Raw genomic sequence first — 13364 nt, 5'->3', positions numbered from 1 at the left:
GAATAATGATGAAAAGTAGACAATTTTTATTAGCCTCACGTCCGGTAGGCACTCCTACCGCTGAAAACTGGGACTTTGTGGAAGCCGAGTTGCCAGAATTAGAACAAAACCAAATCAAAGTTAAAGTGCTTTATATTTCTTTAGATCCGGCTATGCGTGGTTGGATGAATGAAGGCAAGTCTTACATTCCACCTGTGGGTATTGGTGAAGTTATGCGTGCGGGGGGAGTAGGGGAAGTACTTGACTCTACCGATCCTAATTTTAGCCCTGGCGACTTTGTATACGGTGGGTTTGGTGTGTGTGATTTTGCTGTTATTGCAACCCAAGGCGTGCACAAAATAGATCCGTCACTGGCTCCATTGGAGCGCTATCTTGGTGTACTTGGCATGCCGGGAATGACAGCCTATTTCGGTATCTTGAATACTGGCCTACCCAAAGCAGGGGAAACCGTTGTGGTATCGGGTGCAGCAGGCGCGGTAGGTACCGTTGTTGGACAAATCGCAAAATTAAAAGGCTGTCGAGTGGTAGGCATTGCCGGTGGTGAGGACAAATGCCGTTATTTGGTCGACGAATTAGGATTCGATGGTGCCATTGACTATAAAAATTCGGATGTGAAAAAAGGATTAAAAGAACAATGTCCAAAGGGCGTAGATGTCTTTTTTGATAATGTCGGAGGCGACATCCTCGATGATGTCTTAACCCGCATCAATATGAAAGCCAGAATTGTCATTTGTGGGGCGATAAGTCAATACAACAATACGACGCCGGTGAAAGGTCCTTCCAATTATCTCTCATTATTGGTTAATCGTGCGCGAATGGAAGGCATTGTCGTATTCGATAATATTGAAAATTACGGAAAAGCCGCAGCTGAAATGGCCGGTTGGATTGCCCAAGGTAAACTGATTGCAAAAGAACACGTTGTAGACGGTTTAGCTACTTTTCCTGAAACATTAATGATGCTTTTTAATGGCGAAAACTTCGGTAAATTAGTAATTAAAGTGGATCATGCTTCATGAGTGCTGCAAAAGTAGAGGGTAAACATATTGTGGTTACCGGAGGCGCATCTGGAATCGGTGCAAAAACCACAGAAGTGTTAGCCGCTCGAGGAGCTAAAGTGTTTTTTGGCGATCGTAATACGGAAGCTGGGAATGCACTGCAAGAAAAGCTAACAGCGTCTGGCTATACGGTTGAGTTTTATCCTCTTGATGTGACTCAGAGCGATTCAGTATCGGCTTTTTACCAAGCAGCTATCTCCAAATTTGGACAAATTCATGTGGCATTGAACAACGCTGGCGTCGATCATACTCCCGCGCGCATGCTTGATGTACCTGACGAAGATTTCCACCGTAATATTGCGATTAACTTAACCGGTGTTTGGTACTGTATGAAGCAATCAGTTAAACATATGGTTGAAGTTGGTGGAGGACACATCATCAATCTAGCGTCAGTAGCGGGGGTTTCAGGAGCGCCGACTATTTCTGCTTACTGTGCGTCAAAACATGGTGTGATTGGATTAACTAAATCAGTGGCAATTGAATATGCTAGATCAAATATACGGGTTAATGCGGTGTGTCCGAGTTTTGTAAAAACCCCTATGGTAGAAAATGTGTTGGCTAATTTTGATCAAAAGCAACAAAACACTTTGATTAGCGCCAACCCAATGAAACGACTTGGCGAAGTAGAAGAAATTGCTTATGCCATAGCTTGGCTATGCAGTGATGAGTCTAGCTTTATGACTGGTCACTCAATGGTTTTAGATGGTGGCATGACCGCCTAGAAATGTTTTAACAGGACAATAAAATGAAAAAAGATCTGTTTAATTTACACGGCAAGGTAGCGCTAGTAACGGGTGCTAGTCGTGGTATTGGTGAATCGATTGCACGCTTACTTGCGGCTTATGGTGCTGAAGTGATTGTTTCGAGTCGCAAAATTGACGGCTGTGAAGCGGTGGCAAGTAGCATTCGTGAAAGTGGTGGCAAAGCACATGCGATGGCTTGTCATGTAGGCGATCTTACGCAAATAGAAGCAACCTTCAAACAAATTGAAGAACAGTTTGGAGAATTGGATATTTTAGTTAATAACGCCGCGGCTAATCCGTTTTTCGGACATATTCTTGATACTGATCTTGCAGCATATGAAAAAACCGTTGACGTCAATATCCGAGGTTACTTCTTTATGTCAGTAGCAGCTGGAAAAATGATGAAAGAGCAGGGCGGTGGGGTGATTTTAAATACTGCATCAGTGAACGCACTTTCTCCGGGAGATATGCAAGGCATCTATTCCATATCGAAAGCCGCGGTTGTGAGTATGACCAAAGCCTTTGCTAAAGAATGTGGCGGTTTAAATATTCGTGTAAACGCACTTTTGCCCGGTTTGACTGATACTAAATTTGCCTCTGCATTAACCACTAATGAAAAGATTTTGAAACAAGCATTGAAAGTGATCCCCCTCGGACGGGTTGCTGATCCGGATGAAATGGCTGGAACAGTGCTATATTTAGTGTCTGATGCTTCAAGTTATACAACGGGTACAACTGTGGTAGTTGATGGTGGTATGATGGCATAACGATTATCACAAAAAGTGCTGTTATGTCGCGTATTTTGCTGGTGTGTTCAGATATTTTTGGGCATACCAAACTGTTAGAGGATTGGGCAAATCAAATACTTCCTGCTCGATGGCGATTACACATTGTAAGCCCGTATTTGTCTTCGGTAAACTTTACCGATGAAGCATTAGCCTATTCAGCATTTCAACGTTCAGGTGGGATTGAACAGTATGGAAATAAGATTGCAACAGCGCTTGCTGCCAATAATAATAATCAATCAACGCTTGTTGGGTTTAGTGCTGGCGCGGCGGTACTATATAAACTGCTTAGTGAAAAGGATTATACCAACTCAATAGATAAGTTTTACGGCTTCTACCCGGGGCAAATTCGATTCTTCACAAAATTACGTCCTTATATTGCTACGCAACTCTATTTTCCTGTCAAAGAACCCAATTTTGATATCGATATCGTACTTCAACAACTGTCAGCCCATGACAATGTAAATTGTTTTAAAACAGAGTTTGAGCATGGATTTATGAATCCATCGTCAAGGGGGCATCACCCTGATGCTGTATCCTGTTATACGCAAAAATTAACCAGTAGTCTGGCTGAACATGCAAAAAAGTGAAGAGGTTTTGATGAGGTTTTTCCAAGTTGGAGTGAGTCCAACTCGGAAAAATAAGCCATTATTGAGTGATTGTTTCAACAAGAGCGATAGCATCACCGATGTAATTTGCTGGCGATAGCTGTTTTAACTCATTTTTAGCGTGCTCTGGCATGTCAAGTGAATCAATAAACTCTGCAATCGCTGCCTGATTGACTTTCTTGCCGCGGGTTAATTCTTTTAATTTTTCATATGGTTTTTCAATTCCGTAGCGGCGCATGACGGTTTGAATAGGCTCGGCTAATAGTTCCCAGTTATTTTCAAGCTCATTTAACAAACTTTGTTCGTTAACTTGTAACTTGCTGATCCCTTTTAACGTAGATTCGTACGCAATTACCGAGTAGCCCATGCCCACACCTAAATTGCGAAGTACGGTTGAGTCAGTTAAATCTCGTTGCCATCTTGAAATAGGAAGTTTAGTGGCTAAATGATTAAACATCGCATTTGCTAGTCCAAGATTACCTTCTGAGTTTTCGAAATCTATGGGGTTAACTTTATGCGGCATGGTTGATGATCCAATCTCGCCAGCGATGGTTTTTTGTTTGAAGTGACCTAACGCTATATATCCCCACACATCACGGTCGAAATCGATCAAAATGGTGTTGAATCTAGCCATCGCATCAAACAATTCTGCGATATAATCATGGGGTTCAATTTGCGTAGTAAATTGATTCCAATTTAACCCTAAACTTTCAACAAATGATTGTGAAAACGCATTCCAATTTACATCAGGGTAGGCGCTTAAGTGTGCGTTATAGTTACCCACAGCACCATTTATTTTACCTAAAATTGTAACATCCTGAATTTGTTGTCTTTGACGTAATAATCTGTGCATTACGTTGGCCATTTCTTTCCCCATGGTCGTGGGAGAAGCGGGCTGACCATGTGTTCTGGCCATCATTGGAATAGTTTTATACTCAAGTGCCAAACGCTTAGTTTCTGCAATTAATTTGTCACAGTAAGGCAGAATGACGTGTTCTCTGGCTTCGCTAAGCATTAATCCATGAGATAAATTATTAATATCTTCGGAAGTACATGCAAAGTGAATAAATTCACTTACGCTGTTGAGTTCACTGTTATTTTCTACTTTTTCTTTTAGAAAGTACTCAACCGCTTTAACATCGTGATTAGTCGTTTTTTCAATTGTTTTAATACGCAGAGCATCATCTTCACTGAAGTTATCAACGATACTATTAAGTAAATCATTAGATGCATCAGAAAATTCTGGCACTTCAGTTATTTCCGCTGTGCTGGCCAGCTTCTGTAACCAACGAACTTCAACCTGAACGCGATATTTTAGTAAGCCATATTCACTAAAATAGTGGCGTAAAGCTGAACTCTTAGAGCCGTAACGGCCATCAACGGGGGAAACTGCAGTGAGTGCAGACAATTCCATGAAGTACTCCTATTGAAAATGATTAATAGAGCGTTGCAACGTCAATGCGTTGGTTACAATGCTTTTTCGATTAAATAATATTTGCCGACGCTTGCCACCTAATTGTCGCCATAATACGGCTGAACGTAATCCACTTAACAACAAAGCTCTAACCTTATGTTGATTGGTGTTTTGTTTTAGTTGTGCGGGTACGCCTGCAATTTGAATTTTTGTGCCCAATGGGCTGATTACATCAGAATAAATACTGGCTAAATTACTGATCATTTGGTCGTCGAACAAATCTAAGTGTGCAGTTTGGCGCTGAATTTGTTCAATGCGTTTTGATAATTCGCTAAGTTTGCTAGGAGATTTTTTAAGTTTGCGTTCTAAGCCCAAAATACTAGCAATATATCGCGTAACTTCCGCATCTTTTTGCAGCGGTGCATTACTGAGTTGACTAATCAAGGTGACCAAGCCAATTTCCAAATTTTCAATACTGCCATACACTTCTATGGTGCTTTGAGTGTCAGTCAGTATAAGACTGTTAATATTAGCTTTGAATGCGGTATTGTCTGCTTCGCCTTTACGCGCCACTGACTGCACTAATGCTGCCGCCTGACAAACGCCTGCTAAGGCGACTATCTTTTGTTGTTCTGAATCCATGTTCAACGCAAATAACTCTCTATAATCCCACCACCTAGACATTCATCTTGATAGTAAAAAACCGCGGATTGACCCGGCGTGACCGCTTTTTGAGGTGAATCAAAAAGCACTTTTATTTGTCCATCTTGTTGCGGTGTTACTGTACAGGCGATGTCTTCCTGACGATAACGAGTTTTGACTGCGCAACGGTACGTTTGTTGAGGACCCGTACGGTCAACCCAATGTAATTGATTTGCGATAAGACCATCTGAATAAAGCGCAGGGTGATTAGCACCTTGTCCGACAATCAACACATTACGTTTAACATCTTTGTCGACCACATACCAAGGATCGTCACCGTATTCACGTTTTCCACCAATATGTAATCCCTTGCGTTGACCCAAAGTATGGAACATTAGACCATCATGATGACCAATCTCTACGCCGTCGGTCGTTTCAATAATGCCGGGTTGAGCGGGTAAATATTGCCCCAGAAAATCTTTAAACTTTCTCTCGCCAATAAAACATATACCGGTGCTGTCTTTCTTATCGTGAGTAATCAGATTCTGCTGTTCAGCAATCCTGCGTACTTCGGGCTTCTCGATATTCCCCACCGGAAATAAGGTTTTTGCGATATGTTCTTCACCTAGGGTGTATAGGAAATAACTTTGATCTTTGTTGCCGTCTAAACCGCGTAACATTTTCCAATGCCCATCACGATATTCGCGCTGAACATAATGACCGGTAGCGATAAAGTCTGCACCTAAGTCTTCTGCTGCAAACTCAAGGAACGCTTTAAATTTGATTTCTTTATTACACATTATATCTGGGTTTGGAGTACGGCCAGCTCGATATTCGTCAAGGAAATATTCAAACACGTTGTCCCAGTATTCAGCAGCAAAATTGATGGTGTGTAATTCAATTCCAAGTTTATCTGCTACCGCTTGTGCGTCAGCTAGGTCTTCTGCTGCTAGACAGTATTCATCGCTATCGTCTTCTTCCCAGTTTTTCATGAATAGGCCTTCAACTTGATATCCCTGCTGGAGCAGAAGATAAGCGGCCACGGAAGAATCTACCCCACCAGACATCCCAACAATGACTTTTTTGTTAGCATTTTGTGAATTTAGGGTAGTGATATTATCGGACATATTGCAAATGAATTCTTAGCTGCGAAATTAGCCGGCAAGTCTAGCAAAATAAAGCTTTCAGATAAATACGCCGGATTAGAAAAAAGTTCTAAATTATAACCTTAATTCCTACGCTGATTAGGTCTACAAAATGCGATATTTTCCGTTATCTAAACCGTCAATTGTCCAAGCACCAATTTGATAACGAATTAATCTAAGGGTGGGGAACCCGACTGCAGCGGTCATCCTTCTAACTTGGCGGTTGCGTCCTTCTTTAATCGTTAACGAAATCCAACTAGTAGGAATGTTAGCTCTAAACCTGACGGGTGGTGTGCGTTCCCACACGTTTGGTGGAGGTATTTTTTGGGCTTTCGCTGGTAACGTTAAGCCGTCTTTTAATTCTACGCCCTGAATAAGTTTATCAATCGCCGTTTGGGAGATATCGCCATCGACCTGTACCCAATAGGTTTTTGCAGTCTTTTGGCTGGGGTTAGCGATTTGATGTTGCAGTTTTCCGTCGTTGGTTAAAATTAAAAGTCCTTCACTGTCTCTATCTAATCTACCCGCTGCATAAACATTAGGGATATCTATGTAGTCCTTGAGCGTTTTTCGATTTTGATCATCGGTAAATTGGGTTAACACATCGAAGGGTTTATTAAACAATAATACTGTCTTTTTTTGTCCACTTAATTGCTGTTTATGGTGTCTTTTTTGTTTCATATTGAATAATTATTCACTTATTTGTGGTTTTAGTGCGCTTGGATCTAGTAAACCGAGTTTAGCCCATATATTATTGATTATTAGCATCAATAACCTATTGTGATGAACTATTTACTCAAGTTCTACACAAAGACTCAATATAATTTATACATAAAAAATTTAACTAATTACTGGTTAAAGTAGCTATATTGTCTAGAATTTGTGCTCAATTTTTTATCTGTTTTAATTAAAAACAATGTTTAATTATCAGCGTTTTCGTCTGAGTAATTTGGATTAACCAGGCGGGTTGCCGCCACCACTGAGGTACATAATGACTACATCAAAGTCTAAGATTATTTACACAAAAACTGATGAAGCCCCTGCGTTGGCTACATATTCACTTTTACCTATAGTACGTAAATTTGCGTCTACTGCAGGAATAGAAGTAGAAGTGAGCGATATCTCGTTAGCTAGTAGAATTTTGGCTAACTTTCCAGAATCACTTAGTGAAGATCAAAAAGTACCAGATGCCCTTTCTATTTTAGGTGATTTGACTCAGTCTCCCGATACGAACATCATTAAGCTTCCGAATATCAGTGCCTCTATCCCGCAATTAAAAGCGGCAATTAAAGAGTTGCAAGAAAATGGGTTTGCTTTACCTGATTTTCCAGAGAACCCACAAACAGACGAACAGAAAGAAATTAAAGCTCGATATGGAAAAGTATTAGGAAGTGCAGTTAACCCAGTACTTCGTGAAGGTAATTCAGATCGTCGCGCACCGACAGCTGTAAAAAATTATGCGAAAAAACACCCTCATTCAATGGGTCCATGGAGCCAAGCTTCACGCACTCATGTAGCACACATGCGCGGCGGTGACTTCTACTCTGGTGAAAAGTCAGTAACGGTTGAAAAAGAAGGCCACGTTCGCATTGAATTTACTGACAAAGCCGGAAATAAAACCGTATTGAAGCCGCGTGTCGACTTATTAGCGGGTGAAGTTATCGATGGCATGTGCATGAGCAAGAAAGCATTATGCGCTTTCTTCGAAGAACAAATTCAAGATGCAAAAGATAGCGGCGTATTATTTTCACTGCATGTAAAAGCGACCATGATGAAAGTGTCGCATCCAATTGTATTTGGCCACTGTGTTAAGGTTTTCTATAAAGAGCTTTTCGACAAGTACCAAGATTTGTTTGACGAGCTTGGAGTAAATCCAAACAATGGTTTAGGCAGTGTGTACGATAAAATTGCTAGCTTGCCTGCTTCACAACGTTCTGAAATAGAGCATGACATTAACCGTTGTTACCAAGATCGTCCTCCATTGGCGATGGTTAACTCCGATAAAGGTATCTCAAACTTGCACGTACCTAGTGACGTTATTGTCGATGCTTCTATGCCAGCAATGATCCGCAGTTCAGGTCAAATGTGGGGACCTGATGGAAAGCCACAAGATACCAAAGCGGTTATTCCAGAAAGTACTTACGCTACCATATATCAAGAAGTCATTAACTTTTGTAAGACGCATGGCGCATTTGATCCTACAACCATGGGCACCGTTCCAAACGTTGGTTTGATGGCGCAAAAAGCAGAAGAGTATGGTTCACACGATAAAACCTTTGAAATGGTGGGTGATGGAAAAGTTCAGATTATCGACCAAGACGAAATTGTATTGATCGAACACGAAGTTGAAGAAGGTGATATTTGGCGTATGTGTCAAGCCAAAGACGATCCGATTCGTGATTGGGTTAAACTAGCCGTTACACGTGCGAGACATTCAGGTATGCCTGCCATTTTCTGGCTTGATGATGAGCGCGCTCACGATGTGCAACTCATCAATAAAGTGACCGAATATTTGAAGGATCACGATACTGAAGGCTTACATATTGAAATAATGGCGCCTGTTCGTGCGATTCGATATACCATGGAGCGTGCAATACGTGGGTTGGATACAATTTCGGTAACTGGAAACGTGTTACGTGATTATTTAACCGATTTGTTCCCAATTTTAGAACTGGGTACCAGTGCTAAAATGCTGTCGATTGTTCCTTTGATGGCCGGTGGCGGATTGTTCGAAACCGGAGCGGGCGGTTCAGCGCCTAAGCACGTTCAACAATTTGTTGAAGAAGGTCACTTACGCTGGGATTCACTAGGTGAGTTTCTAGCATTAGCTGTTTCACTTGAAGATTTAGCTATTAAGCAAGACAACAACAAAGCTAAGATATTAGCTAGAGAGTTGGATAAAGCGACGGAAAGCTTACTTAATAATGGTAAATCTCCACTCAGAAAAGCAGGTCAATTGGACAACCGTGGTAGTCATTTCTATTTGGCAATGTATTGGGCACAAGGTCTAGCTAGCCAAACTGATGATGCTGAATTAGCGGATTACTTCGCACCAATTGCTAAATCACTTAGTGACAACGAAGAAAAGATCATCAGTGAAATTGACGCGACTCAAGCAAAAGCTGCGGAAATTGGTGGTTACTATTATCCTAATGATGAATTAGCAACTAAAGCAATGTGTCCAAGTAATACATTGAATTCTATTTTGTCTTAATAGTGGATTTTACGATATAAACTTCAGCACTTAGTTGGAGTTTATTCATGTAACCAACAAAAAAGCAGGCTTTAAAAGCCTGCTTTTTTATTTGAAAAGATTTTATTAAGTCTAGCTTAACTATCTCTCAGGTTCATCGCTTATGCCGATATTTTCAGCATGTAAACCTTTCGGGCCCTGCTGAACTTCATAAGTGACTTCCTGACCAGCTTTCAACGAACGATAACCATCCATTTTAATCGTGGAGTAGTGTGCGAAAATATCTTCTCCACCATCGTCAGGGATAATAAAACCGAACCCCTTTGCATTGTTAAACCATTTGACTTTTCCAACCGCCATACATCTGCTTCCTCTTAATCCCTTGAACTGATACTGCATAATCCCCACAATAAGGTTGTGAAGATAGAACAAATCGACTGCACAACGTTTTGCCCTATTTAAAATGTAGATATTTTAACCTACTAATGTCAAGGTCAAATTAATTTAATCGACAAAAATTGATAAAAACAGCACAATTTATGTCAAAACGGCACTATTATTTGAATATGAGCAAAGATAATACGATAAGCATAGATCACGATAAGTACTTAGAAGCGGTTAAAAAGAAAGTTGAACCGCCTCCAATGTATAAAGTACTAATCAATAATGACGATTACACGCCGATGGATTTTGTCGTCGAGGTGTTGATGCGCTTTTTTAACATGGATGCAGAAAAGGCTAGTCAGCTGATGCTGACCGTGCATTATCGTGGTCGAGCAGTTTGTGGCGTTTATACCGCGCAAATTGCTGAAACCAAGGTAATGCAGGTAAATCAATATGCGAGAAAGCATCAACACCCGCTAATGTGCACAATGGAGCAAGCGTGAGTTAATTTACGCTGTCAATAAAGCGTTAGCGAACGTTTTTACAGAAATGATCAAATAAAATATTTGATTTTAGGCTTCGAATCAGAGAATCTGATTATGAAGAAAGTTATTAAAATGGAGGTTTAAACCACAGAGTTGTTAGATCTTCATCCAGCTTTTTGTGGCTAATAAACTGATTAGTAAGGTTTAATCGATATTTTCCCGACGAATAGAACCATCAGTTTACTTCAGGGTTAACTAACCAACCCGATTTTAGGAGGGTATAAGTATGTTGAATAAAGATTTAGAGCAGACCCTTAACGAAGCGTTTATATTCGCCAGAGAGCATCGTCATGAATTTATGACGGTCGAACACCTGTTACTTGCGCTGCTAGACAATAAAGCCGCAAAAGAGGCTCTCAAGGCTTGTGGAGCTAATCTTGAATCGATCAAAGCAGAGCTTATCGATTTTGTGAAAGATACCACCCCACTGATTTTAGAAGATGACGCAACAGATCGGGAAACGCAACCAACTCTTGGTTTTCAGCGAGTTCTTCAACGCGCAGTTTTCCATGTGCAATCATCTGGTAAAGACGAAGTCACTGGCGCAAACGTATTAGTCGCGATTTTCAGCGAGCAAGAGTCGCAAGCGGTTTATATTTTGAAAAAAACCGATGTTACGCGACTAGATGTGGTTAATTATATTTCTCACGGTGTGAGCAAAAATGATGAAGAGTCGAATATAGAAAATCAGGAAGAAACCGCGGAAGGTGATGAAAATACTTCTGTGCTTGAAAAATATTCTGCCAATTTAAATGTTTTAGCAAAAGCAGGAAAAATCGATCCGTTAATTGGTAGAGATGCCGAGTTAGAAAGAACGATTCAGATTTTGTGCCGTCGACGTAAAAACAATCCTTTGTTAGTGGGTGAAGCTGGTGTAGGTAAAACCGCTATTGCTGAAGGGTTAGCCTACCGCATAGTCAACAATGAAGTACCAGAGGTCATTGCTACTTCAACTGTATATTCATTGGATTTAGGCGGATTGTTGGCCGGTACTAAATACCGTGGTGATTTTGAAAAACGCCTAAAGGGTATTTTAAAAGAATTAAGCAAAGATGAAGATGCCATTCTATTTATAGATGAAATTCATACTATTATCGGCGCAGGTGCGGCTTCAGGTGGTGTAATGGATGCTTCTAATCTATTAAAACCTAAACTTAGTAGCGGAGAACTACGCTGTATTGGTTCCACCACTTATCAAGAGTACCAAGGTATTTTTGAAAAAGATCGCGCATTAGCAAGACGATTCCAAAAAATCGATGTAAATGAACCTAGCGTTGCAGATACAACCAAGATCCTCATGGGGTTGAAAAGCCGATATGAGAAACATCATAGTGTTCGATTCACTAATCAAGCGATTAAAGCAGCCTCAGAGCTCTCTGCTAAGTATATCAATGAGCGCCACTTACCTGACAAAGCAATTGATGTCATCGACGAAGCTGGAGCTTCTCAGCGCTTATTACCGGTATCGAAACGCCGCAAGACGATTGGAGTAGGGGACATAGAACATATAATTGCGAAAATGGCCCGAATCCCAGAGAAATCTGTATCGGCTTCTGACAAAGAGACCCTTAAAAACCTTACTCGTGACCTTAAGCTAGTCGTGTTTGGTCAAGATCAAGCAATTGAAACTTTGTCCGACGCGATACGTTTGTCACGCTCTGGTTTAGGTATTGAAACCAAACCTATTGGTAACTTCATGTTTGCTGGACCTACTGGTGTAGGTAAAACTGAAGTCACCCAACAGCTAGCAAAAATAATGGGTGTTGAACTGGTACGTTTCGATATGTCTGAGTATATGGAACGTCATGCGGTGAGTCGCTTAATTGGTGCACCGCCTGGATATGTTGGATTTGATCAAGGTGGATTACTAACAGATGCGGTAATCAAAAATCCCTATTGTGTGGTGTTACTCGATGAAATCGAAAAAGCCCACAGTGATATATACAACATATTATTGCAGGTTATGGATCACGGTACGTTAACCGATAACAACGGACGTAAAGTGGACTTCCGAAACGTAGTTTTGGTTATGACTACGAATGCTGGTGTGCAAGAAACCATTAGGACGTCAATTGGATTTAAGCAACAAGATCACAGTTTTGATGCGTTAAGCGAAATTAATAAAATATTTACGCCTGAATTTAGAAACCGCCTTGACGGTATCATCTGGTTTAATCATCTTGAGTCAGATGTCATTCTTCAGGTTGTAGATAAATTTATAGTTGAACTGCAAGTACAGTTAGACAATAAAGGTGTGTCTATGGAAATAGATGACGCTGCACGCGCTTGGTTAGCAGAAAAAGGGTATGACAGAGCGATGGGGGCCCGTCCTATGTCACGAACCATGCAAGAACATGTGAAAAAGAACTTAGCCAATGAGTTATTATTCGGTGAACTTGTTAATGGTGGCAGTGTTAAAATAACGACTAAAGACGATAAGCTGAAGTTCGATTTTTCCAATCAAAACTCTAAGCAAGCGAGTAAAGTATAACGCTTACTCTTAATATATTTAAGATAACCAAAATAAACAAAAACCCAGCTTAGGCTGGGTTTTTTTATGCTAATTTAGCAAAAAGGAACAAGTCTTATCTGGCGCGATAGATGATCCGACCCTTAGTAAGGTCATAAGGAGTCATCTCAACTGTAACTTTGTCGCCAGTTAATATACGTATATAGTTTTTGCGCATCTTTCCTGAGATGTGCGCAGTGACGACGTGTCCGTTTTCTAATTCAACCCGGAACATAGTATTAGGAAGTGTGTCCAATACGGTACCTTCCATTTCAATACAGTCTTCTTTCGCCATGTAAGTTGTTTACCTCAATTAATAGTGTCAAAAATGCCGCGCAGAT

Annotated in this window: 13 protein-coding genes; 7 read left to right on the top strand and 6 right to left on the bottom strand. The window is 40.7% G+C overall.

The window, feature by feature from the left end; all coding sequences use genetic code 11:
- Positions 1–8 precede the first annotated feature (8 nt).
- Genes GLIP_RS09545 through GLIP_RS21425 form a run of 4 tightly spaced genes read left to right on the top strand, consistent with a single transcriptional unit; the run spans position 9 to position 3173 of the window.
- Positions 9–1016, top strand: coding sequence for an NADP-dependent oxidoreductase (locus tag GLIP_RS09545; RefSeq protein ID WP_040522578.1), 1008 nt, complete (start codon positions 9–11; stop codon positions 1014–1016).
- Positions 1013–1777, top strand: coding sequence for an SDR family NAD(P)-dependent oxidoreductase (locus tag GLIP_RS09540; protein WP_008844406.1), 765 nt, complete (start codon positions 1013–1015; stop codon positions 1775–1777). The genes GLIP_RS09545 and GLIP_RS09540 overlap by 4 nt, the downstream gene beginning before the upstream one ends.
- 23 nt (positions 1778–1800) lie before the next feature.
- Positions 1801–2565: an SDR family oxidoreductase gene (locus tag GLIP_RS09535; protein WP_008844405.1), complete on the top strand. Its 765-nt coding sequence runs from the start codon at positions 1801–1803 to the stop codon at positions 2563–2565.
- A gap of 23 nt (positions 2566–2588) precedes the next feature.
- Entirely contained in the window at positions 2589–3173 is a 585-nt protein-coding gene (locus GLIP_RS21425; RefSeq protein ID WP_008844404.1) for a hypothetical protein, read from the top strand.
- A gap of 58 nt (positions 3174–3231) precedes the next feature.
- Here the strand turns inward: GLIP_RS21425 and purB are convergent, their stop codons facing one another.
- The 4 genes from purB to GLIP_RS09510 all read right to left on the bottom strand — a co-directional run bounded on the left by purB (position 3232) and on the right by GLIP_RS09510 (position 7073).
- Positions 3232–4605 carry an adenylosuccinate lyase gene (gene purB / locus GLIP_RS09525; protein WP_008844403.1) on the bottom strand — a complete coding sequence of 458 codons (1374 nt, stop codon included), beginning with the start codon at positions 4603–4605 and terminating at the stop codon, positions 3232–3234.
- A gap of 9 nt (positions 4606–4614) precedes the next feature.
- Positions 4615–5247 carry a high frequency lysogenization protein HflD gene (hflD, locus tag GLIP_RS09520; RefSeq protein ID WP_008844402.1) on the bottom strand — a complete coding sequence of 211 codons (633 nt, stop codon included), beginning with the start codon at positions 5245–5247 and terminating at the stop codon, positions 4615–4617.
- Positions 5248–5249: 2 nt separating this feature from the next.
- Positions 5250–6374, bottom strand: a complete 1125-nt coding sequence (mnmA, locus tag GLIP_RS09515) for a tRNA 2-thiouridine(34) synthase MnmA (protein ID WP_008844401.1) — start codon at positions 6372–6374, stop codon at positions 5250–5252.
- 123 nt (positions 6375–6497) lie between these two features.
- Positions 6498–7073 (bottom strand): rRNA large subunit pseudouridine synthase E, encoded by a 576-nt coding sequence (locus GLIP_RS09510; RefSeq protein WP_008844400.1) that lies wholly within the window; start codon positions 7071–7073, stop codon positions 6498–6500.
- 310 nt (positions 7074–7383) lie between these two features.
- Between GLIP_RS09510 and GLIP_RS09505 the strand changes: the two genes are divergently transcribed.
- Positions 7384–9606 carry an NADP-dependent isocitrate dehydrogenase gene (locus GLIP_RS09505; RefSeq protein WP_008844399.1) on the top strand — a complete coding sequence of 741 codons (2223 nt, stop codon included), beginning with the start codon at positions 7384–7386 and terminating at the stop codon, positions 9604–9606.
- Between the two features lie 120 nt (positions 9607–9726).
- Here GLIP_RS09505 and cspD read toward each other — a convergent pair whose 3' ends face one another.
- On the bottom strand, positions 9727–9945 hold the full coding sequence (cspD, locus tag GLIP_RS09500; protein WP_008844398.1) for a cold shock domain-containing protein CspD: 219 nt from the start codon (positions 9943–9945) through the stop codon (positions 9727–9729).
- A gap of 206 nt (positions 9946–10151) precedes the next feature.
- Here cspD and clpS point away from each other — a divergent pair, with 206 nt between their 5' ends.
- Together clpS and clpA are read left to right on the top strand one after the other, a co-directional pair.
- Positions 10152–10472: an ATP-dependent Clp protease adapter ClpS gene (gene clpS / locus GLIP_RS09495; RefSeq protein ID WP_008844397.1), complete on the top strand. Its 321-nt coding sequence runs from the start codon at positions 10152–10154 to the stop codon at positions 10470–10472.
- A 268-nt stretch (positions 10473–10740) separates the two neighbouring features.
- Complete coding sequence (gene clpA / locus GLIP_RS09490; protein ID WP_008844396.1) at positions 10741–13005, top strand: ATP-dependent Clp protease ATP-binding subunit ClpA; 2265 nt, start codon at positions 10741–10743, stop codon at positions 13003–13005.
- Between the two features lie 94 nt (positions 13006–13099).
- On the opposite strand, the gene infA is transcribed toward clpA, so the two are convergent.
- Entirely contained in the window at positions 13100–13318 is a 219-nt protein-coding gene (infA, locus tag GLIP_RS09485) for a translation initiation factor IF-1 (protein WP_008844395.1), read from the bottom strand.
- Positions 13319–13364 lie beyond the last annotated feature (46 nt).

Source organism: Aliiglaciecola lipolytica E3, assembly GCF_000314975.1.
Classification (GTDB): domain Bacteria; phylum Pseudomonadota; class Gammaproteobacteria; order Enterobacterales; family Alteromonadaceae; genus Aliiglaciecola; species Aliiglaciecola lipolytica.
This window is presented reverse-complemented; position numbering and strand designations above follow the sequence as displayed.